Source organism: Candidatus Syntrophocurvum alkaliphilum, from assembly GCF_009734445.1.
GTDB lineage: Bacteria > Bacillota > Syntrophomonadia > Syntrophomonadales > Syntrophomonadaceae > Syntrophocurvum > Syntrophocurvum alkaliphilum.
The window spans coordinates 305,093-328,615 of sequence record NZ_CP046457.1 but is presented as its reverse complement, the minus strand read 5'-3'; the positions used below and the strand labels follow the sequence as shown (position 1 = coordinate 328,615).

Annotated in this window: 24 protein-coding genes; all 24 read right to left on the bottom strand. The window is 32.5% G+C overall.

The features are described from left to right. Window positions 1-18: 18 nt before the first annotated feature. Complete coding sequence (gene sigK / locus SYNTR_RS01575; RefSeq protein WP_156202867.1) at window positions 19-711, bottom strand: RNA polymerase sporulation sigma factor SigK; 693 nt, start codon at window positions 709-711, stop codon at window positions 19-21. Window positions 712-742: 31 nt separating this feature from the next. Next, on the bottom strand, window positions 743-1,069 hold the full coding sequence (locus SYNTR_RS01570; RefSeq protein ID WP_197079152.1) for a hypothetical protein: 327 nt from the start codon (window positions 1,067-1,069) through the stop codon (window positions 743-745). A gap of 359 nt (window positions 1,070-1,428) precedes the next feature. Continuing rightward, window positions 1,429-2,616: an MFS transporter gene (locus SYNTR_RS01565; RefSeq protein ID WP_156202865.1), complete on the bottom strand. Its 1,188-nt coding sequence runs from the start codon at window positions 2,614-2,616 to the stop codon at window positions 1,429-1,431. A gap of 435 nt (window positions 2,617-3,051) precedes the next feature. Next, entirely contained in the window at window positions 3,052-4,236 is a 1,185-nt protein-coding gene (locus SYNTR_RS01560; RefSeq protein WP_156202864.1) for a M24 family metallopeptidase, read from the bottom strand. Window positions 4,237-4,540: 304 nt separating this feature from the next. Next, window positions 4,541-4,771 carry a hypothetical protein gene (locus SYNTR_RS01555; RefSeq protein WP_243140212.1) on the bottom strand — a complete coding sequence of 77 codons (231 nt, stop codon included), beginning with the start codon at window positions 4,769-4,771 and terminating at the stop codon, window positions 4,541-4,543. Further along, on the bottom strand, window positions 4,764-5,798 hold the full coding sequence (locus SYNTR_RS01550; RefSeq protein ID WP_156202863.1) for a s-methyl-5-thioribose-1-phosphate isomerase: 1,035 nt from the start codon (window positions 5,796-5,798) through the stop codon (window positions 4,764-4,766). The genes SYNTR_RS01555 and SYNTR_RS01550 overlap by 8 nt, the downstream gene beginning before the upstream one ends. A 22-nt stretch (window positions 5,799-5,820) precedes the next feature. Next, on the bottom strand, window positions 5,821-6,357 hold the full coding sequence (locus SYNTR_RS01545) for a C-GCAxxG-C-C family protein (RefSeq protein WP_156202862.1): 537 nt from the start codon (window positions 6,355-6,357) through the stop codon (window positions 5,821-5,823). Window positions 6,358-6,387: 30 nt separating this feature from the next. Further along, entirely contained in the window at window positions 6,388-7,371 is a 984-nt protein-coding gene (meaB, locus tag SYNTR_RS01540) for a methylmalonyl Co-A mutase-associated GTPase MeaB (protein WP_156202861.1), read from the bottom strand. 5 nt (window positions 7,372-7,376) lie between these two features. After that, complete coding sequence (locus SYNTR_RS01535) at window positions 7,377-7,781, bottom strand: cobalamin B12-binding domain-containing protein (RefSeq protein WP_156202860.1); 405 nt, start codon at window positions 7,779-7,781, stop codon at window positions 7,377-7,379. A 27-nt stretch (window positions 7,782-7,808) separates the two neighbouring features. Continuing rightward, window positions 7,809-9,488 (bottom strand): methylmalonyl-CoA mutase family protein, encoded by a 1,680-nt coding sequence (locus tag SYNTR_RS01530; RefSeq protein ID WP_156202859.1) that lies wholly within the window; start codon window positions 9,486-9,488, stop codon window positions 7,809-7,811. Window positions 9,489-9,531: 43 nt separating this feature from the next. After that, window positions 9,532-10,083 (bottom strand): cob(I)yrinic acid a,c-diamide adenosyltransferase, encoded by a 552-nt coding sequence (locus SYNTR_RS01525; RefSeq protein ID WP_420885503.1) that lies wholly within the window; start codon window positions 10,081-10,083, stop codon window positions 9,532-9,534. A gap of 377 nt (window positions 10,084-10,460) precedes the next feature. Next, a complete protein-coding gene (nadA, locus tag SYNTR_RS01520; protein ID WP_156202858.1) occupies window positions 10,461-11,405 on the bottom strand; it encodes a quinolinate synthase NadA in 945 nt (314 codons plus the stop codon). 119 nt (window positions 11,406-11,524) lie between these two features. Beyond that, a complete protein-coding gene (locus SYNTR_RS01515) occupies window positions 11,525-13,255 on the bottom strand; it encodes a peptidoglycan D,D-transpeptidase FtsI family protein (RefSeq protein WP_197079151.1) in 1,731 nt (576 codons plus the stop codon). 59 nt (window positions 13,256-13,314) lie between these two features. Continuing rightward, complete coding sequence (locus tag SYNTR_RS01510; protein ID WP_156202856.1) at window positions 13,315-13,479, bottom strand: DUF4911 domain-containing protein; 165 nt, start codon at window positions 13,477-13,479, stop codon at window positions 13,315-13,317. A gap of 41 nt (window positions 13,480-13,520) precedes the next feature. Beyond that, window positions 13,521-14,741 carry a peptidase U32 family protein gene (locus SYNTR_RS01505; protein WP_156202855.1) on the bottom strand — a complete coding sequence of 407 codons (1,221 nt, stop codon included), beginning with the start codon at window positions 14,739-14,741 and terminating at the stop codon, window positions 13,521-13,523. A gap of 26 nt (window positions 14,742-14,767) precedes the next feature. After that, window positions 14,768-15,799, bottom strand: coding sequence for an endolytic transglycosylase MltG (gene mltG / locus SYNTR_RS01500; protein WP_156202854.1), 1,032 nt, complete (start codon window positions 15,797-15,799; stop codon window positions 14,768-14,770). Window positions 15,800-15,829: 30 nt separating this feature from the next. After that, window positions 15,830-17,269: a VanW family protein gene (locus SYNTR_RS01495; RefSeq protein WP_156202853.1), complete on the bottom strand. Its 1,440-nt coding sequence runs from the start codon at window positions 17,267-17,269 to the stop codon at window positions 15,830-15,832. 195 nt (window positions 17,270-17,464) lie between these two features. Continuing rightward, window positions 17,465-17,761 carry a DUF1292 domain-containing protein gene (locus tag SYNTR_RS01490; RefSeq protein ID WP_156202852.1) on the bottom strand — a complete coding sequence of 99 codons (297 nt, stop codon included), beginning with the start codon at window positions 17,759-17,761 and terminating at the stop codon, window positions 17,465-17,467. Between the two features lie 65 nt (window positions 17,762-17,826). Beyond that, window positions 17,827-18,240 (bottom strand): Holliday junction resolvase RuvX, encoded by a 414-nt coding sequence (ruvX, locus tag SYNTR_RS01485; protein WP_156202851.1) that lies wholly within the window; start codon window positions 18,238-18,240, stop codon window positions 17,827-17,829. 12 nt (window positions 18,241-18,252) lie between these two features. After that, a complete protein-coding gene (locus SYNTR_RS01480) occupies window positions 18,253-19,197 on the bottom strand; it encodes an aldo/keto reductase (protein WP_156202850.1) in 945 nt (314 codons plus the stop codon). 71 nt (window positions 19,198-19,268) lie between these two features. Further along, window positions 19,269-19,520 carry an IreB family regulatory phosphoprotein gene (locus tag SYNTR_RS01475; RefSeq protein WP_156202849.1) on the bottom strand — a complete coding sequence of 84 codons (252 nt, stop codon included), beginning with the start codon at window positions 19,518-19,520 and terminating at the stop codon, window positions 19,269-19,271. A gap of 56 nt (window positions 19,521-19,576) precedes the next feature. Continuing rightward, window positions 19,577-22,213, bottom strand: coding sequence for an alanine--tRNA ligase (gene alaS, locus SYNTR_RS01470; protein ID WP_156202848.1), 2,637 nt, complete (start codon window positions 22,211-22,213; stop codon window positions 19,577-19,579). A gap of 76 nt (window positions 22,214-22,289) precedes the next feature. After that, complete coding sequence (locus tag SYNTR_RS01465; RefSeq protein WP_243140211.1) at window positions 22,290-23,234, bottom strand: AI-2E family transporter; 945 nt, start codon at window positions 23,232-23,234, stop codon at window positions 22,290-22,292. 82 nt (window positions 23,235-23,316) lie between these two features. After that, on the bottom strand, window positions 23,317-23,502 hold the full coding sequence (locus tag SYNTR_RS01460) for a YtxH domain-containing protein (protein WP_156202846.1): 186 nt from the start codon (window positions 23,500-23,502) through the stop codon (window positions 23,317-23,319). Window positions 23,503-23,523: the final 21 nt, after the last annotated feature.

Genomic DNA, 23,523 nt, shown 5'->3' with positions numbered 1-23,523 from the left:
AATAAAGTAAATTAAAACCTATACACTTATCTCTTTAATTAATTTTCTCAATGCTCTTTTTTCAATTCGAGAAACATATGATCTAGATATACCTAATTTTTTGGCAATTTCTCTTTGTGTCTCTTTTAGTCCATTAAACAACCCATACCTCATCTCAACAACCTGACGCTCTCTTTTAGAAAGAATATTCATTTTACTACGAATCTTTTCCTCTTGAAGTTTTGCTTCTACAATCTCTACTATTTCGTTATCAGTAGTTAAAATGTCAATTAATGAAATCTCATTGCCCTCTTTATCATATCCAATAGGATCATAAATAGAAACTTCTTGTTTTACCTTTTTGGTATTTCTTAAATGCATCAGAACTTCGTTTTCTATACAACGTGCCGAATACGTAGCTAGCCGAACTCCATGATCATCTTTAAAAGTATTTATTGCTTTTATAAGTCCAATCGTACCAATTGATATTAAATCTTCTAAATCCTCTCCACTAGTTTCATATTTCCTAACCACATGAGCAACTAAACGTAAATTATGTTCTATAAGTTTATTGCGAGCATCTTCGCTTCCATTTTTCAGCTGGTTCAAATATTTTTTTTCATCCTCTTCACCTAAAGGCTGAGGAAACACCTGATTGCTTAAATAACCAACTAAGAATAAAGCACCATTTATTATTGCCACAGTGGCAAGCGCCCAATAAACAAGTGACAAAATACCACCTCCAAAAATCCAGTGCTTTATACTATATGAAGGTGGTAACTAAAATGTGACTTAATTTGACATGTAAATAATGGTTTCTTGGTGCTCCAACTTCAGAGAGTAAGAAATGTAAATTTTTAAGCTTATATGATAAATCAAGAGCCTGTTCATCTGTGATGGTAACATTTTCGCAACTAAACAAGGCAAATACTTCAAATAAAAGATTGCTAATGCGCTCTAAAGCATCTTCTATATCCTTTGCTATTTCTTGATTATATATTTCTTCAAAATGCTTTAACCATTGGTTTAACTTGTGCTCTAAGAGGATCTGCTCGCCCGTGTAGAGTTGTATAACTATAACCACAAACAAAACTAGTTATCAAATCAATATTATCATTTTGCAATTTGTGAGATAGTTTTCCTATAAATGCTGTTTGAGTATACAACTTAAATATTAATATTTTTTTACTTAGTTTTATCTAAAACTTGTATTCGTACGTCATGTTTTTCAACCATATTTTCTATACGTTTAAGTCTTTCAGTATTATTATCTATTTTTTTAGCCAATTGATCTTATAGCATTAGCTAAATAATTCACGTTATTCTCGGTATTTATAGTTCTATTAGATAAATCCGCTACATTTTCAGCTAATAAACAGAAAAAGTGTAAAACCTCTTACAGTTGGTAATACCTCATATATAATCTCCCTTCTTCCAACTATATATGAGTCAAAGGTGACAGTTCTTCTTGACTCGTTTGATTTTTTTTGAAGCCAAGGCAAAAACTAGCAAACCGATGATCGCAAAAGAAACAGGGAGACCAATTAAAACACTTGAAACTCCTACCGCGAAAGAACCTAGAGCCATAAATGAATCTATTGTACTTTCCTGTACCGATAAAGCTGTCGCCCTTACTTCTAATTCTGAGCTATTTACTAGCCAAGTTATAAAAGCCAGCAAACCACCGGCCATACCTGCTCCAGCTAGAAAGCTGCTAAGATAAAAAATTAGTGGTAAACTGGGAAGGAAAAACAAAATAGCAACACCTAACCCCATAATCATAACTGCTGGCCAAGCTACTAACGGTGCTCCAAAGCGATCTACAATATACCCTGTGCTAAGAGTAGCAAATATTCCCGCTAAACCGTAATAAGTAAAATAAATTCCCGGGTTGGAAATCTGGGTAAACTGTTCAGTATAAATAGAAACAAAGGTGGAAAGAGCCCCATAAGAAACCGCAATTAAAGCAATACCAAGAAAAATAGGCTGTAATTTATGATCCCTTAATACACTTACAACTCGTTCAAGCGAACCAAAACTTCCACCCGGAACCGGAATTTCCGGATTTTTCACCATTGCTATCAACATAAATGATAAAAGCCCCATAAAAAATTGAAAGATAAACCAGGTTTTAAAATCATATGTGTTGATAAGTAAAAAAGCAAATGAAGGCCCACTTAATAAGGCTAGAATTGTGACTATCCGATAAGCACCAAGAAAGGTTCCCCGTCTATTTAATGGAGCTAAGTCAGCTATAAATGAACTAGCACTGGAAAGAAAAGATGCTAGTCCGATTGCCTGGTAAAGATATACTGGGGCTAGATACCATAAATCCTGTACTAAGAAAAATAGAAGTGGTGTAGTCGCATATACAAAAACCCCGATTAATAAAGGTAATTTCCTGCCTCTTTGGTCCGCTAAAGGTCCAAAGTAAATTCGAAAAAGTACTGCTGAGAAAAAATATAGCATATTAAACAGTCCTGAATGAAACTCTGTTCCACCAAGTTCCAACACATAATGTGGAAGGACTATAATAGATGTATATATACTCACAAAAACAAAAAATGCCGCTGGAAATAAAAAAAACAACCCTTTTAAATTATTGTGTTCCTTTGCTACCTTTAGATTGCTATTCATTAGATTATCTCCTATTTTTATAGGTTTCAACTTTATCCATTAGCTTTAAATAAATTTGAAAATTTTATGCTAACCACAAAATCTTTCACTATCCCCCGAGATTCTATAGAATACTAAAACCTCTAATAATTTTATGAAACATTTATTCTGTAAGTATAAAATAGCTTAAATAAAAATAAATTACCACCCTTATTTACTAATAAAGGCGGCATAATAATGTTATTATAGAAGCAAAGACGTGTTTCTCCTGTCTTTTTTAATGCATTCTCATTTTGTTAATTAATTAGTTTTCATAAGTGAAAGATAAGTCATTCTATGAATCTCTAAATCTACTTATTTTTTAAGATTTTTTAAAATATTTTTTATGGTTGCTAGTTTTGAACATAAAGTTATCGTTAATGGGTGAGTCAAAAGGAACCGTCCCCTTTGACTCTATTAAATCGTAATTAATCTATCGGGCAATACAGTTAGTTTTTCAACTCCATTTTTAGTTACTACCCAAGTATTTTCAATTCCTACAATACCAGAACCCGGCAACACAAATTTAGGTTCTAGTGCAAAAACCATTCCCTCTTCTAAGTAAATATCAAACCCTTTTGCTATAACTGGCATTTCATCTAATTCTAAGCCGATACCATGACCTATAAATTTCACACCATCTTGTCCATATCCCATAAAATTATCTTGTAAACCAGACTTTTCAGCTTTATCAACAGCAATTTTATATAATTTACTAGCTAAACAACCTGGTTTAACTTGATTTATAACTAAGTCTTGAATTTCAAGAGATATTCTATAAGCATAATATAATTTATCAGGTAATACCCCAATAACACTCATTCGAGTCTGATCAACCGCATATCCGTCATATACACCTACATAATCCATAAATAATGGTTCATTTACATTAACTTTTTTCTCACTTGGACCCATTGGAAAATATGGTCCTAAACCAGCACCAGCTATGATTCCATCATTAGAACTTGTTTTAGTTCCACTTTCTCCAGATAAAAATAGTCCATAGAATAGTTCTTGGTTAAAACCACGAAGTCTTATTGTTCCTTGGTGCCCCGATTGTCGTAGTAAATTTTCTATGTCTGCAGCTATTTCAAACTCAGATAAACCTGGCTTTATTATTTTATCGACTTGAGAAAAAGCCTCAGCTGTCTTTTTCCCTGCGTTACGTAAAATTTCAATTTCATAAGGACTTTTAACTGAACGAACATCTTTTATCCAATTACTTCCATTTACTAATTCTTGATTATTAAAAAGCTTTTTTAAAAACAAGTAAGAGGATGCTGAAATTACATCTAATTCTAAGGCTAAACACTCAGGTGTTGGTATGCCTAGATCTTTAATTTGCTCGGGAATTAGCTTGAAATTTTTTGTATTTATTGTTTTCCAAGGTGTTTCAGTTTCACTTCTTTCAAAGCTCTTTCTACAAAATAAGATGGGTTCACCTTCTATAGGAATATAAAGTTGTGCATTTTGCATAGTTCCACTAAAATAAAATAAATCTACATTTTGGCTTATTAAAAACCCATCACAATTATTAGCTTTCATTTTCTCTTGTAATTTATTAACCCGTTTTATTAGCTCCTCTTTAGGAGTAAATATCATTTGATTTAATCCTCCCTTGTGCAAAAATTATGTATCGGCATTTTTTGAATGTAATCAATTAACTAATTTGCCCGTTAAAAATTATAACATGAACATGATATTAATTGGCAATTAAATACTTTAAATAAAACTTGTGGTAGTAAACAAAAAGAAAAGCATTTGAACTTAAAGATTAGAAATAGATAGAGGTTAGGAATATAATTATTAAATTAATAAAAGATGCAGAATTGGGCACTCGTACAAGGTGCTCAAACCCTGCATCTTCTCATATTTTCATAATTAATTTAACTTAGTGTTCTGTTTATTAATCATCTTTCGTTTTTACTGTTACTTGAATACTTCTACAACAATCATCATTTTTAATTATTATATGATTTGGTTTATCTATCAACCTATAGTTTCCACTAGCTTCGATTATTAAGTCTTGTTGAGTTATATTATTTTCCTTGCTAAGATATAATGGACGACCTAGTGGAATAACTGCTTTTTTTATAATAGGAATTTTAATCCACTCCTTTTTAATGGGTTTATCCAATCTTAGGAATATTCCAATAACGACCAATCTCTCCTGGATTAAGCATCCCTCGATCTGTAATAATTCCATTTATTAAACTAGCTGGGGTTAAATCGAAAGCAGGATAAATACCTTCAACCTCATCACCAGTTATTTTTGATCCCTTAAAAGTTAAAACTTCCTCGGGATCCCTTGATTCTATTTTTATTGAGTTTCCACTTAAGCAAGTGCTATCAGGTCCACCATAACCTAATACATAAAAAGGTATTTGGTGATATTTAGCTGCTAGTGCTAATTGAAATGTTCCAACTTTATTGGCTACTGTACCATCCATAGCAACACGATCAGCAGCTGTAAAGACTTTAGTAATCATCTCCTGACTCATACAATACGCTGCCATATTATCAGTAATTAATGCCACTGATATTCCCATCTCGGAAACTGACCATGCAGTAAGGCGTGCTCCTTGAAGATACGGTCTAGTTTCAGTTGCTATTACATTTATTGTCTTGTTGTTTTTTTTAGCAAACATAAGCATGTAAAGTAGAGCTGGACCTGGAAAACAGTGTGTTAATAAGGTGTCTCCGTTTTCTAAAAGCCTCTCTGCCACTTTCCCTGTTAATCTAGAACGATTTTGTTGTTTAGAAATAGCTTTCTCAATACTATTAAGTATTTGGGACGCTATATCATCCTCCCAATTCACTGAATCGAAGGTTTTATCAAGTAATGCTTTTAAGTGATAGCCAGTTGGCCGAGTATTTATTAATCGCTTTTTAACTGACCATAGCGAGGCTCGCACATCACTAATATGATCACTTTTATTTTTTTCAATATCTATAGCTGCCAGATATAATCCATATCCAGCAGCTATAGCTATATCACCAGCTCCTTGAACTACCATCTGTTCTATAGCCCAAGCTACATCTTCATAGTTATTACAAGTTACTTCGACTATTTTATGAGGAAGATAACGCCGGTCAACCATAACTACAGCATCTTCTTTCAAAAAAACTGTTTGATTGATATCCATTAATATAGGTTGTTGCAACGTTAATTCCTCCTATCAATTATTAGGCTTTACCTGCCATATTATCCCCAAACGGTTGAGTATATCCTTCTTTATTACCTAGGTATATAAATTCAACTGCCATTTCAGTAGAAGCTAGAACAATCTTCATGCAATTACGCATTCTTTCCTTATCTGCCCATTCTGAATAATCTTTATTTAACTCATCACATTGAGTTGATCCAAATTCTTGTTTGAACTTATGTGGTATTTGATTAAAGAATCTATAGCGACCTGGATTTCCATACAATTCTTTAATATTATCCTGTTGGTTTTTATTTAAAGGTTCAAAACGTCCATGTACAGCACTAACCCCCATAACCATACCCGCTAAGGCTCCACAAACACCACCTGTTAAACCAATACCTCCACCAAACGCAGTTGTCATTGCAACAGTTTCTGAGGGAAAATCTACTAAACCCACTTCAATAAGAGCCATGTAAACTGATTCTGCACAATTAAGACCGGATTTAAAATTATTTTTAGCAGCATCACAGGCCTTATCTTTAATTCTTTCTTCAGATGGGGTTAACTCTCTCATACTTCCCCTCCCCTCTAAAATACTTTACAGTTAAAGTATTTTCAGTTTTTTCTCATCTTGAACAATAAATCTTTTTGATACTTCTTCAGATATTGTATATGGATCTGATTCTTTTTTAACTAGTTTTTGTATCATATTATCTAGCTCACCAGAATCATTAAGTTCTTTAATTATAGGATCCATAATATTAGAATGTAAAGCATCATTTAACTCAGTCATTGTTTTTCGTATTATTCTTTCTTGAAGTAGATCGTTTTCAACTAGATGTTGATAATGCTCTTCAATCTTTGCATAGATTTCATCTACGCTTTCAGCAAAAGCAACATGATCAAGATTATTTTCAATCATAAGAATAGGTGGTGTCCATCCATCTTTAAAGTTTCCCATATCAAGCATATTTTTTGTTTCCCGGTATAACTTTCTGCCACCTTCTTTATTAGCTTTGTTTATAATAAAGATATCCGCAATTTCCATTAAACCAGCTTTTATTGCTTGTATTTCGTCACCCATTCCTGGTACTAAAACAACTATTACTGTATGAGCATGGTTTATAATATCAACTTCCTGTTGTCCTACTCCAACAGTTTCTACAATTATATTATCTTTTCCCATAACATCTAATACGTGAATACCATCACCAACAGCTTTTGATAGTCCTCCCATACTTCCTCTAGTTGCAAGGCTTCTTACAAATACACCTGGATCCTCCGCATGTCTTAACATACGAATTCTATCTCCTAAAAGAGCTCCTCCAGTAAAAGGGCTAGTAGGATCAACAGCCATTACTCCTACTTTTTTTTGTTTTTTGCGAATAGATTCTATTAATTGATCTGTAATAGTACTTTTTCCCGCTCCTGGTGCTCCAGTTATACCAACAACATGTGCATTCCCAGTATGTGGGAATATTTCTTTTATATCTTCACTTGTGTTAGGCAGATTATCTTCTATGTTTCTTATAAGGCGCGAAGCTGATCTAATGTCTCCTGCTAAAGTTTTTTTGCCTAATTTGCTCATAAACCTCACTCCTTGGGAGCAATATTTTGATTTACCCAGTCAATAATAGAGTCTAAAGTTTCACCAGGCGTGAATAATGCTTTTAGCCCTGAATCATAAAGATATTGCAAATCTGCGTCTGGTATAATTCCACCTCCGACTACAGTAATATCATCGGCTCCTTTATCTTTTAGTATTTTAACTACTTCTGGGAATAAATACTTATGAGCACCTGAAAGACAACTAAGTCCAACTAAATCAACATCCTCCTGTATAGCTGTAGCAGCTATCTGTTCACATGTTTGGTGACAACCAGTATAGATTGTTTCAAAACCTGCATCACGGAAAGCGCGCGCAAGTATTCTTGCTCCACGGTCATGTCCATCCAAACCTGGTTTAGCAACTAAAATACGAATTCTTCTATCAGCCATATTATTTATACCTCCCTTGAAAATTCTTTAGAACATACCAGGATCACGATATTCACCATAAACTTCCCGGTAAACATCACAGATTTCCTGCACAGTACATAAGCTTTTAACTGCTTCAATGCAGTAAGGCATAACATTTTTATTATTTTCACAAGCACTTTTAATGTCTTTTAAGCACTCTGCTACTTTGCGATTATCACGCTTTCTCTTTACTTCATTTAATCTATTGATCTGATTTTCTTCAACAACATCATCAATTTCTACTAATGGGATTGGGGGATCCTCATCACTTTCATATTTATTGATTCCAATCATAACCTTTTCACCAGAATCAATTTGTTGCTGATATTTAAATGCAGCATCTGCAATTTCCATTTGTGGGAAATGCTTTTCAATAGCTGAAATCATACCACCCATATCATCAATTTTCTCAATGTATTCCCATGCTTCTTCTTCGACTTTATTGGTTAATGCTTCTACAAAATATGAACCTGCTAATGGATCCATTGTATTAGCAGCACCAGTTTCCTCAGCTATTATTTGCTGAGTTCTTAAAGCAATTTGTACCGCATGATCTGAAGGTAAGCACAATACTTCATCTAATGAATTTGTATGCAATGAATTAGTACCACCTAAAACTGCAGCTAAAGCTTCTGTAGCAGTTCGCACTACATTGTTATATGGTTGCTGCGCTGTTAATGAACAACCTGCAGTTTGAGTATGGAAACGCATCCACAATGATCTTTCACTTTTAGCTTTATATCTATCACGCATAGCTTTAGCCCATATTCTCCTAGCAGCACGAAGTTTTGCAATTTCTTCGAAGAAATCTATATGTGAATTAAAAAAGAAAGATAAACGAGGAGCAAAAGCATCAACTTCCAAACCATCTCTCTTCATGGCATCCTCAACATACTCCATTCCATCACGAAGCGTAAAGGCTAGCTCCTGTACTGCAGTTGACCCTGCTTCTCGAATGTGATATCCACTTATACTAATTGTATTCCATCTAGGAACATATTTAGTTCCAAATTCCACAGTATCTGTTATTAGTTTTACAGAAGGCTCTGGAGGTAGCATAAAGGTTTTTTGAGCAATAAATTCTTTTAACATATCATTTTGAATTGTGCCACCTATTTTTGTTAAAGGTATACCTTTTATATCTGCTGCAGCAAGATACATTGCCCATAATATAGTTGCTGGTGGATTAATCGTCATTGATGTTGTTATTTCATCAAGCGGCATACCTTCAACTAGTTTCATAAAATCTTCTTGAGTATCTATTGCTACTCCACATTTTCCACACTCTCCCCTAGCTTTAGGAGAATCTGTATCATAACCCATTAAAGTTGGATAATCAAAAGCGGTACTTAAACCAGTTTGACCTGATTTAACTAAATAATGCCATCTTTTGTTAGTTTCTTCAGCATCTCCCATACCAGCAAACATACGATACGTCCAATATCTACCACGATAACCTGTAGTTTGACAACCTCTTAAGTATGGAAATTGCCCAGGATAGCCTATATCTTTTTCAAAATCCATATCCTTAATGTCTTCTGGACCATATATTCTATTTATTTCTAAATCTGATACTGTAGTCCAACGCTCTTTTTGGTCAGGATTTTTTTCAATAACTCTACGAACTTCATCTTCCCATTTTTTGCGTAACTGACTGGACTTATCTAACAAATCTTTGGTAAACAATCTTAACCCTCCCTACTTTTTCATTACGTTACCACCCAAATATTTAATATTCTATTCCTGCTCTATCTTTAATTCCGTTGTTATAGTGATGCTTAACTTCTTTAATCTCACTAACTGTATTTGCATTTTTAATTAATTCATCTGATGCATATCTACCAGTTAAAATAAGGTCTAACTCGGGTGGTTTTGTTTTCACTAACTCCAACACTTCATCCTCATCAACAAGACCAAAGTCTACTACTACATTTATTTCGTCCAAAATAACCATATCAAATTCATTACTACCAATAACCTCTTTGGCCTTTTCAAACCCCTCTTCAGCCAGTTCAACATCAACAGAAGCCGGATTGTCGCGCATTACAAAGCTGTCTAAGCCATACTGAAATAATTGTAAATTTGGTAAATACTCTTTTGCTGCTCGAATTTCCCCATATTCTCTACCTTTCATAAACTGAATAATACATACGCGATAATTTTGTCCAATTGCACGCAATGCCTGGCCAAAAGCAGCAGTCGTTTTGCCCTTTCCATTTCCTGTTATTAATAAAACTATCCCCTGCTTGCTATCTTTTTTTTGCTCAGGAATCCCTCTCACCCCCTTTAAATTTCATATTCTACATATTAAGAATAATTCCTCCTTTTATGGTTATAATTTCCTCGTTTTGTTTTTAAATCCTTTTTTGGCTAAAGTCTTCATATTATGGCTAAAAATAGAAAGTTATATATCCATAAAAAAAGAATTGATGTAAGATAAAACCAATTTTGCTTTATAATTGAATATGCAAATATGTTTTAGATTATTACAATCAAAGAATTCTAATTTCATTTAGTTATACTTGTAATATCTTATCTTTGCTTGACAAATTAATTTGGAAAATATATTTTGAAAGGTAGAAATCGTTTTAGAAGAGTTGCCCAAGAAGAAAATTAAAAAATCCCTTAATTTTAAAACCTATTAAGGGATTTTTTATATTATGATTGTGTCCACTCTATCATTTGGTTTAGACTCTTTGCAGCATCTTTTCTTATATTCTCTTCAACTGTAACTTGGTTATTATGATTCTCTAAACAATATATTATCTTTTCTAATGTTATACTCTTCATAGTTGGACAAATTAGCTTTTCACTGGCTAAATAAAAGTTTTTATCATTCCTGTTTTTCATCATAGGATATAAAACCCCATGCTCTGTTCCAATTATAAAATCACTTTCTTCAGAATTAAGTGCATAATTTATAATGGCACTAGTACTGCCTATAAAATCAGCCTGATCTACTACTTCTTTTATACATTCTGGATGAACTAATAATTTTGCCTGAGGATGTTTATCTTTAATTGCATTCACTTCATCTACGGATACATGATTATGGGTCGGGCAATATCCTTGCCATGAAATAATATTCCTACCACTAATAGTTTGTAGGTATGAACCTAGATTTTTATCTGGTACAAATAATATTTCTTTATCTTGGGGAATTTGGTTTATAATTTTTGTTGCATTAGATGATGTACAGCACACATCTACTAGTGCCTTAACTTCTGCTGATGTGTTTACATAGGCAACTACGACAGCATTTGGATATTTAGCTTTAAATTCAATAAGTTGCTTAGCTGTTAACATTTCTGCCATAGGACAAGTAGCTAATGGCTCTGGAATTAATACCTTTTTATCCGGACATAAGATAAATACAGTTTCAGCCATAAAGGTAACTCCAGCTACTATAATAATTTGTGCATCTGATTCTTTTGCCTTTAAAGCCATTTGATAAGAATCACCAATAAAATCAGCAACTTCTTGTATTTCAGGTCTTTGATATAAATGGACTATTATATAAGCATTGTTTTTTTCTTTTAAGTGTTTTATTTCTTTTTGTAAAACTATATCTTTATCTGTTAATTGATATAAATCATTGAACATTCTACTCACCTCACTAACTTAAATGAATAACTTATTATTCCCATTGTTTTAGTAGGATTTATTTTAATGCCTAACGTATTTTTTGTCAATGTTTTGAAAATATTTTCTTACTATTTTATTTAATGATGTGTAGGAAAGTAATTTAAAATTCCTCTAGCTATATCTTTAAATACTGGAGCCGCATCCTGTGACCCAGATCTCCCATCTTCTGCTAAAACAACTACAACCCATTCAGGATTATTAGCAGGAAAATAGCCTGCAAACCATGCATTTAATATCTCTTCATTGTTTTCATTCACCATACCAGTTTGACTTGTTGCAGTCTTTCCTGCAACTTGCACTTCGGCTAATGCCGCATTTTGACCCGTACCGTCTATAACTACCTTTTCTAACATTTCTTTAACTTTCTGTGCTGTGTCTTTACTAATAATTTGTGCCTTAGTCTCTTTATTTAACATATCTTTATTACCATCATAATCTGTGATACTCCTTACAAGCGACGGGGCTTTCCAGCTTCCATCATCGGCAATAGTAGCAAATAGATTTGCTATTTGTAGCGGAGTTAACTTAACTCCTTGTTGACCAATCGAAGCATTGCCTATTGCAGGATTAGAAGAACTTATATCAACATAGCTCCCTGCTCGTTGTTGGGTATAGCCTGTAATTGATTCATTAGTTAATTGAAATAAATCGACATATTGCAATAACGTCTGATGCCCTAACCGTATACCAATATCAATAAAAGTAGGATTACATGACATAGCAAAAGCTTTTTCTAAATCTAAGTCTCCATGACCATCTTTGTCCCAACAAGTAATAGAAATATTTTCATTAAACCAATATTTTCCATCACACAAGTATCTTTCATCAGGTTTTATAATACCTTCCTCTAAGGCAGCAGTTACAACTGCAACCTTAAATAAAGAGCCTGGATAATATCGAGTTAAAGCTCGATTAACAAGAGAGCTATTAGTATCTATACTAATTGTATCAGCAATTTTATAAGGATTATAAGTAGGTCGATTCGCAAGTGCTAGGATTTCTTTTGTTTCAGCATCTAATACTAAAACTGCCCCCTTTTCAATACCATCATCCATAGCTTTCTCAACAATTTCTTGGATACGCTTATCAATTGTTAAAACTATAGAGCCTTTGTCTTGATTCTGCTCATTACGAAGTTTAAACATTAAGCCTTGTATGCTTAAACCCCTGGCATCTAAAACAGTAATTAATTCTTGTGATGACGGACTTTTACTTAATATTTCATCATATTCCAATTCTAAACCAGATTTGCCTTTAGGGTTGCGTCCTCCTGATACATAACCTAATATGTGACCTAAAAAACCATCTTCACTATACCTTTTGAGAATTGGAGCAACCACTACTCCAGAAAACTGTGAATTATTTATTAGTTCTATTTCTTCAATACTTAGGTTAGAATCTATTCTTACAAAAGATTGGTTCGATTCATATCCTGATAAAAGCATATTAAATATTTCATCCTGCTTTTTATCTTCTAATACCTTACCTAAAAAAGAAGATACTATTTTAAAGCCATAATTTTTTAGATGTTCATCATCAGAACTTGGAGGCGAATGTTGGTTTCTAATAACTCCGGGCAAACAATAAACAGCTGCCGCTACAACATTACTCGTTAATGGCATTAAATTTCTATCAAAAATTTCACCACGTTCGTACTCTTTTAACTCTATCTGCCTACTTCTCATAGCTGCAGCTTGGCTTGCCATTTCTTCCCCTTTAATAATCTGAATATAAAAAACTCGTCCTAATAAAGACGAGAATATAAATAGAAAAATAGTAAGCATTATAAATGCCCTAGATGTACGCAATAAAGTAACCTCCTTAACATGACTATTATTTATCATTAGCTGAAAAGGAGGCTCTTATACTACGGTTTGTTTATGAAGTTTATTTCAAATGGAAGGTTTGATAATATATCTTGTATTTCTTCATATGTATCTTTAGTTGGCCTTACTGCTATTAAACCTTCACTACGATTAATTGTAGTTACAATAGCTAAGTTATCATATGCTTCAATAATTTTATTTAACATATCTATATCTTCTACTTGTAACTTTGCATAAATATATATATTTATTCCACCCTTCTAAGTATTGAAAAGTTTGGTATTATTTCATTATAAGGGATATATACAATTTGTTTTGGATGTCTAGCTCTTTCTATTAAATTATCTTCCTCATCATAAAGTTTAGAAATAATTAAAGGTATAGTTTTCCCTTCCGGAGTTAAAATTTCAATATTTTCTTCTAAGCCAAAATTAGCTCTTTGTTGAATTTGAATTCTTTTTGTATTGAGGTCATAACCAATAACAACCCCACAAAATGCAGTACGAGGTACTTCTTTACCCTTTTTAATATCTTGAATATTTTCTGACTCACCTTCTATAAAACCATTTGTAAATGGCCTAGTAGCAACTGTTTGTAGTTCATTAATCCAATAAGATACTTCTTGGTCGGTATAGGCACACTTATTATTTAAGTACTTATTAATTGCCTCTGCATAAACGTTTGCTACAGTAGCTACATATAACGGACTTTTCATCCGTCCCTCCACTTTAAAAGAGTTGACTCCTGCTTCTATTAAATTTGGAACATATTCAACTAAACACAAATCTTTAGAATTTAAAATATAACTACCTCGATCGTCTTCTTCTATAGGATAATATTCTTCTGGCCTTTTCTCCTCGACTACTCTATATGAATATCGACAAGGATGAGCACATGACCCTAAGTTTGCACTTCTGTTAGTCATAAAGTGAGATAAAAGGCATCTTCCTGAATAAGAAACACACATAGCTCCATGAACAAAAACTTCTAATTCAATATCAACCTTTTGTTTTATTTGTTTAATTTCTTTTATATTTAATTCCCTTGCCAAAACAATTCTACTAGCCCCTAATTCTTTATATAACTGTGCAGATTCATAGTTAGTTATATTTGCTTGAGTGCTAATAGTAACTGGTATTTTAGGAGCATATTTTTTTGCTAGCCTTAGTACTCCAGGATCAGATATTATTACTCCATCAATATCTAGATACTGCAAATACTCAAAATATGTTGGCAATTTTTCAAGGTCTTTATTATGAGCATAAATATTAACAGTTACGTAAACTTTTTTATTAATCTCACGTGCAAATTTTAAGCCTTCATCTAATTCATGAAGGCTAAAATTATCTGCATGTGCTCTAAGGCTAAAGTTTTTACCTCCCAAATATACCGCATCTGCACCAAACATTAAAGCTGTCTTAAGCTTTTCAAGATTTCCAGCTGGGAGTACTAATTCGGGCTTTAACATCTTTTTTTGACCTCCATTTGGTATTATTATACTCCATACTTAATCCTTGCATTAATATGCTCAGTATGAGTTTTAGAAAAATGATGAGTTCCATCTCCCTTGTGAACATAATATAAATAAGAATGATCTTCTGGGTTTAAAGCTGCTTCAATTGAAGCTTTCCCCGGGGATGCAATTGGTCCTGGAGGAAGACCTGTATATTTATATGTATTATATAAAGAATCTACTTCTAAGTGTTCGTATAAAACTTGGTTTTTATGTTCACCTAAAGCATATAATACTGCTGCATCAATTTGTAAGAGCATTCCTTTTTCTAATCTATTATAGATAACCCCTGCTATTTTTGCTCTTTCATTGTCTACTGTTGCTTCCTTCTCAATAAGCGAAGCTATTGTAATAGCTTCCTTTACACTTAAACCTTTTTTTTCTGCAAGCTCGGTATACTCCTCATCCCAAATTTGCTTAAAAGTTGATAGCATAAGGTTTAATGTTTGTTCAGAGCTTGTACTTTCAGAAATTACATAGGTATCTGGAAATAAGAAGCCCTCTAATTTAGTATTAATATTGGCACAATTAGGTAGAAAGCTATAGTTATACTCCGCTTCTAATGCTTTATTCCAATCATCTTTTTCATACATTCCACTATCAACTAGTAATTTTCCTATTTGTTGAACTGTATAGCCCTCTGGAATAGTAAAAGTAACAGTAACTACTTTACCCTTAGAAATAATGTCAGAAATCTCCTTTACTGATTGACTTCTACTAAGATTATAATTTCCGGCTTGCAACTTACTATCTAAACCGTGTTTTCTACAATAATTTAAAAAAGCAGATTCACTATGTACTAAATCATGTGATTTTAAAATCTCAGCAACTTTAGGAGCAGTACTATTTTCAGGAATAGTAACTAACTTGAATGTTTTATCCTCAGGATCTACAGGTAAGTATTGTTGATTGGTTAAATTATATCCAATTAGTGCAACAGTTATAATGATAAATAATGCACATAAACCTAAAACTAAAATCGATCTTTCTCTTATCACTTTTATTTCACTCATCTCACTTCACCTTTTTATAAACAAACAATATTATTGTATAATTTCATTATCTATATTTAATAAGTCCTTATTATCGAGTTTACCATTATAAACTTCTTCTTTCTCCTCAGTTTCTTCTTCAATTAAATTAGGTCCTCTAACAATTACTTTGTCGATAGCTCTATACTTATCTCTTGACAATAATTCTCTATTTAATATATATCCATTCTCATCATACCTTACACGAAATGAACTTACAACATAACCTTCCTGACCTTCTTGCTTCACTTTTTTTTCCTCATTATTGAGGCTTTCATCAAATTTTGTTTTGGTTTTAAACTCTTTTATTTCATCAACATTATTTATAATATCTACTTTTTGATTGTGTTTAGAATTACTATAAATAGAAATAGTTAATTTTCCACCCTCAGTATATGCTCTTATATATATGGGTGAATTTAGATTGTTTTTAAATTTCAAGTCTTGTAACCCATACGACACTGATGCATCCCTTCCTAAAGGAACATAGTTTATAGCTAAGGTATGATTATTTCTCTCGATTATATTTAAATCTGCTAATAACGCTGAATTATACAAAGTAGATGATACTTGACAAATTCCTCCTCCCACTCCAAGTTCAAACTTTCCATCAATTATTATAAGTGCATTTTGATAACCAGTTTCCACACTTCTCTTTCCAACTACTTCATTAAAAGAAAAAATTTCTCCTGGAGTTAATAATGTTGAATCTATAGCACTAGTGGCAATAATTAGGTTATGACTACGTCCTTTATCACTTGTATCAAACCATGTTGAGTATGTAGCAATTTTTTCTAAATTATCTAAATCCTCTTTGGTTATTTCCGGTTCAGTTTTTTTTAATTTAATCGGAACTCTAATAAATTCATCTTCCAAATTATTTAAATTAGTAGGTAGTATGGAAAAGGTGGCTTCAAAATCAACTTTCTGTCCTTTTTCACCTGGTTTTACTTTTATTTGTTTATCAATATTATCATAATAGGGTCTAGCGTTTTTAGAGGGAAAACTTAATTCCTCATTAAACTGTTCCTCTAATGTTTTTAAAGATTCTACTTTATAACTTACTTCTATAGGATAGATAATTTTTTTAGTTCCATCAATATTTAAAAATTTTTCTTTTAAACTTCTTTCTCTTTCTTGATCCCAGACTCTTTTAACTAAATCATCTGTATTTATATGATAACAAATAGAATCTAAAGTTGTTTTATAAATATAATCATCACTAAAAAAAATTATTTTTTTATTATACTTTTCTTCTAACCAATCATCAACTTCCTCACTAGCAGTAGTAATACTATGTCCTTGTACAGGCACATCTGATAATTTAACTCCTGGTAAAAAAGACTCAGGGGCATAATAGTTTTTAAAAAAATATAAAGATGTTGACATAACAATCCCTATTAGAAAAATTATTGTAAAAAGAATTCCTAATTTAAATTTTTTGTTATCCAAACCTTATCCCCCCAATGTACCATACCCAAAAAGCAAAACTAAATTAGCATTAGATAAAATTCACAAGCATTAAAATTCTTATAAAATATTTTATCAATTAAACAAGAATTTTTTAATTATATATTAAATCTTTTAAATGATATACCTGTGCTTATCATAAAAAAAGAAGTCTATGTTAGACTTCTTTTTTTATGATTAAATTTGTTCGCTTTCAACTAGTTCCTGCCAAGCATCGGCTACTTTCTCCCATTCTGTGTCATCTTCAATGTCACTTAGGAACTCAGTACCTTCTTCATCATAAACAACCTTAAGTATAACAACTTCTACCTCTTGCTCTTCTAAATCCTCATTTTCTTCTAATGGTATTAGAACCCTATAAGTTTCATTTTCAAGCTCCATCTCTGCTACTAATTCAAACTGATGTTCTACTCCATCTTCATCTACTAGTACGAGTATAGGAATTTCTTCGTGTAGATGTTCATCGTGACTCATAAATTCACCTCTTTCTAGAAAACTAAAGCTATTCTAATATTTTCCTATTGTATTGTCAAACCGATTTATCGATTTAACCTATCAAGATATATTTGCAGTATATTTTGAGCAGCTATCTTATCTATAACCTGTTTTCTTTTTTTTCTTGATATATCTGCATCAATTAAAACTCTCTCCGCAGATTTAGTTGTTAACCGCTCATCTATATACTCTATAGATATTTTAGAATACTCCTCTAGTTGTTGACTAAAATTTGTTATTTCAGATGCTTTAGGCCCATATGAACCGTTCATATTTAGTGGAAGTCCAACAATAATCTTATTAACTTCATATTCTTTGCAAATCTTCAAAATTTCATCCAAGTCTTTTTCTATATTTTTTCTAGTTAATACTGAATGTGGCTGAGCGGTCCAACCCATCGGATCACTTATAGCTATACCTATTCTTTTATCACCTACGTCTAATCCAATTATTCTCACCTTTACTGCTCCTTAAACCATTTTTATGCAAAAATTTTCACAATATTTAGCACAATAACCACAAAGAATGCATTTTATTGAATCTACTTCAACCTTACTGTTTTTTAAATATAAAGCCTCATAACTACAATTTCTTATACATTCCCCACATAATTCACACCAGTCTTCAATTAAAATGTTTCTTTTTACTGATGAAACCTTTTTTTCTAAAACTAAGTCTCTTTTGTTTTCCATCCAAGCTATATTTAAATCTATTTCTTCAGTACTTTTCATCCCAACTGCCATACTATGTATGCAATCTAAATTTTTTACAAATTCAAAGGAACTATGAGCTTCGCTAATTAAATTTCCTCCTCCTAAAGCCTTCATTGCATATATTCCTTTTCCTTTATCAAAAGCATGGCTCATTGCTGCTATCATCTGTTCTGCCGAGCCACCTATTATTCCAATACCTTTTCGATTAATCAATGGGTGTATGACCTCAATATCTTTAGAAAATGCACCAGCTAGTACCCCATCTACTGTATGTGTAGAAATACCAATTGCTTTAATTATCCCCTTATCTCGAGCTTTTATTAAATAATTAATTGCCTCCTTATGTCCTTGTAAGGTTGCACTATTTTCCTGTTCATGAAGCATAAAAACATCTATATAATCTACTTGCATTTCATCAAGGGCTTCCTCGACACTGCTTTGCATACCTCTATAGGTATAATCATAAGATTTAGAAGTTATTACTGGCCTTATACCAGTCTTTTTAATTGCCTCTCTAATATATGGATAAGTTTTATAGCTTTTAGCAGTATCAAAAAAATTGATTCCCTTTTCCATAGAATAAGATAATATATCAGATCCTTCATTAATTGATAAATTACTTTGTAATGGACCTATTGTTAATACTCCAAAACACAACTTTGATACTATCAAGTTAGTACTTCCTAACTGCAAATACTGCACTATATTCACCTCAAAATTAAAACTAACAGAATAAAACCCATGCTAGAAGCATGGGTTTTAAGAATGTAAACTTATTTTAAGTAGTTTTTTATAAGTATTTCTAAAATTTCATCTCGTTCTACCTTGCGAATCAAGTTTCTAGCTTGGTTGTGACTAGTAATATAAGCAGGATCTCCCGATATCATATATCCTACTAATTGGTTAATGGGATTATAACCTTTTTCCTCCAACGCCTCATATACTGTCTTTATTAATTGATATACTTTTTCTTCTCCTTCTTTGTCAAGTTTAAAGCTTACAGTTTCTCTCGGTACTTGAGGCATACCAACACCCCCTCTATACCCAAGACATTCTACATACAAACTTTAGATTCCTTCAATTAAGAAAGGGTTTTTTCTACCAATTCTCTTGCAGTAGATAACGCATCTGGTAGTTTTGTAACATCCTTACCTCCTGCTTGAGCCATGTCAGAACGACCACCACCGCCACCAGAAGCCACTTTAGCAGCTGCGCCAATAATATTTCCAGCGTTAACACCCTGGTTAACTGCTTCTTTACTTGCAAAACATACCAAGCCTACTTTATCACCAGTAACAGCACCTAAAACTACAACTGCTTTACCTAGCTTATCCTTAAGCATTTCAGCATTTTGTCTAAGTATATTTGCATCTTCTACATCTACTTGAGCAATTAACGCCTTTATACCATTAATTTCAACTGCTTTGTCTAGTAAACTTTCACTAGATTCTTTAGTTAGTTTAGATTTTAGTAATTCTAGTTCTTTTTCTCTTTCTTTTATTGTTTTGTTTAATGCATCAATTTTATATAAGGTTTCTTGAGGAGTAGTTCTTAAATAAGCTGAAATTTCTTGTAATTTAGCTTCAGCTTGATTCAGATATTCAAATGCATTTTTTCCAGTAACAGCTTCTATTCTTCTTAAACCAGAACCGATACTACCCTCACTCTGTATTTTAAACAAACCTATTTGCCCGGTATTACTTACATGTGTGCCTCCACAAAGCTCAATGCTATCTGCAACTGAAACAACCCTTACCTCTTCAGTATATTTTTCTCCAAATAAAGCTATTGCTCCCATTTCTTTTGCTGAATTAATATCTGTATTGGTTGCTTCAACATTACTCATACTCCATATATATTCATTTACTTTATTTTCTATTTCTAATAATTCTTCTTCAGTTAATGCATGTAAGTGTGAAAAATCAAAGCGAAGTCTTTCTGGTTCAACTAATGACCCTTTTTGCTGAGCATGCTCTCCTACAACTTTCCTTAGAGACTTATGTAATAAATGAGTTGCAGTATGGTTTCGAGCTGTATTTAATCTATGGTTTTGATCTACTAATAATTCAACTGTATCTCCAACAGTTATTTCTCCAGAAACTTTACCATGATGTAAAATCCAGCTTGCCACTTTTTGTACATTTTCTACAGCAAAATCACATTTTGCATTTTTTATATTACCTTTATCAGCTACTTGTCCACCACTTTCAGCATAAAAAGGAGTTGCTTCAGTAACTATGCTTACTTCAATATCTTTAGCATTAGAAATAGCCTCTCCATCTTTAATCAAAGCTAGCACAGTACTCTTTTCTTCAAGGTTATTGTATCCATTAAAATTACTTGCTGGTATTTTTTCAAGTATTTCATTTATTACTTGTTCTTCAACAAATGCCCCATCACTTTTGTTAGCTTTTCTTGCTCGTTCACGTTGTTCTTCCATCATTAGATTAAACCCTTGAGTATCAACCTCAAAACCATTTTCTTCTGCCATATCCTCAGTTAAATCTAATGGAAATCCATACGTATCGTACAGCATGAATGCTTCTTGACCTGTTATTGTTGAACGATTATCACTTTTAGCAGTTGAAATCATTTCTTCGACCTTTTTAATACCTTCATTTAATGTTACAAAAAACCTTTCTTCTTCCATCTTAATAACTTCTTTAACAAAATCTTTCTTTTCATTTAGTTCTGGATAAGGTGTTTCCATAATACTTGTAACAACATCAACATTCTGATATAAGAATGGTTCTTTTATCCCTAAATGCCTACCAAATCTAACTGCTCTACGTAAAATCCTTCTTAAAACATATCCTCTTCCATCATTACTAGGCAATACTCCATCCGCTATTAAAAATGTGCAGGCTCGACTATGATCAGCTATTACCCTAAAAGGAAAACCTTCTTCATCTGCTTTATATTTCTTGCCAGTTAAATCTTCTATTTTTTTAATAATTGGTATAAACAAATCAGTTTCAAAATTACTTTCTTTTTGTTGAAGAATCGAACAAATCCTTTCAAGACCCATACCTGTATCAATACTTGGATTAGGCAAAGGCTTTAGTTCTCCATCTGGTTCGCGATTAAACTGCATAAAAACTAAATTCCATATTTCCAACCATCTATCACAATCACACACACCAATTAAACAATTTTCATGTCCACAAGAATACTTTTCACCTCTATCATACATGATTTCGCTACAAGGGCCACATGGACCTGTATCACCCATACTCCAAAAGTTTTCTTCTTCTCCAAGTCTAAGTATTCTTTCTGCTTTTACATCAGTAACCTTTAGCCAGATGTCCTTGGCTTCATCATCTTCATGAAAGATTGTTACCCATAGGTTTTCTTTGGGAAGATTAACAACATTAGTTAAAAAGTCCCAAGCATATATAATTGCATCTTCTTTGAAATAATCACCAAACGAAAAATTGCCTAGCATTTCAAAAAATGTATGGTGCCTAGGTGTTCTTCCAACTGTATCAAGATCATTGTGTTTACCACCAGCACGGACACATTTTTGCGATGTAGCTGCTTTATCATAATTGCGTTTATCTATCCCTAAAAAAACATCTTTAAATTGATTCATGCCAGCATTAGTAAATAGCAGTGTTGGATCATCTGCTGGTACCAAGGATGAACTTTCCACCACCGCATGTTGCCTTTCTTCAAAATAATCCAAAAAAAGTTTTCTTACTTCATTACTAGTCCACACATCATTACCTCCTCTTTCCCTCTCGCTTTGAATACTATTTTCTTTTATTAGGCACCGATTGTCAATAAATGACGGTTTATTGTTCAACTATTTTTAAATATGCAAATTTCACTATTACTTTTAGAGATGCCATAACTGGTACAGCTAAAAGCAATCCAATTAAACCAAATAATTTGCCACCAGCGAGAAGAGCGAATACAATAGTTAATGGATTTATACCTAATTTATCTCCAATTATTCTAGGAGTTATTACATTAGCTTCTACTTGTTGGACCAATACAAGTGCAATAAACATATATATAGCTAAAGCTAAGGATTCTGAAAGTGCAATGCCTATGGCTGGTATCCCGCCTAGTATAGGTCCAAAATAAGGAACAAGATTACTTACTCCAGCAATAACCCCAATAATTACCGGATATTTTACACCTATTATAACAGCTGCTAATCCCACTAATAAGCCAACTATTCCTGCTACTAATAGATGTCCTTTGAGAAATTCTACTAAAACACTATCAATTTCGTCAGCTATTACAATTGTATCTTTCTTAGCACCTGGAGGTAGAAACTCTAGAAATGAATCTCTAATATATTCCCAATCCTTTAATATATAAAAAGCTAAAATAGGTGAAAAAATTAAGGCTATTACTCTAGTTAGAAAGTCATAAACACCCCCTAATAAATTATTTATACCATTATAAATATAGTTTTCTATCTGAGCTATATTGTCATCAACTATCTTATCAAGCTTATGTGGAAGTGGCATTTTTTCCACTTCATCAACCATATGTTCTGCCTGATCAGCATATCTCGGCAACATAGAAGCTACCTCAGTTAATTCATCCATTATTCTAGGTGCTGCAAACCAAACACTTATTAAAATAAAACCTATAACAATAAAATAAACAATTAAAATAGACCAAACTCTTTTTATTCCCTTTTTTTCAAAATACATTACTGGTCTAAATATTAAATATGCTAAAATACCTGCTATAAAAAATGTAAAAACAATTTCTTTTAACAAATATAAAAAATAAATGGTGGCCGTAACCACCACCGCAAAAAATATATAGCGAAAAACTTTGCTTTTGAGCATTTAAATTCTCCTACATTTTGTTCATCCTATCACCTAATTCATTACCCATTTCACTAACAAAGTTTTGTGCCCGACCACTTTTTGCTTTTACCTGCCTTGCTACAGCTTTGACATCCTTTTCTTCATTAAAATATAGTATGGTTGCTGCTGCTCCAATTACTGCACCAAATACAAAACCACTCCAATAATCTTTCACTAATGTCACCTCCATTTATTG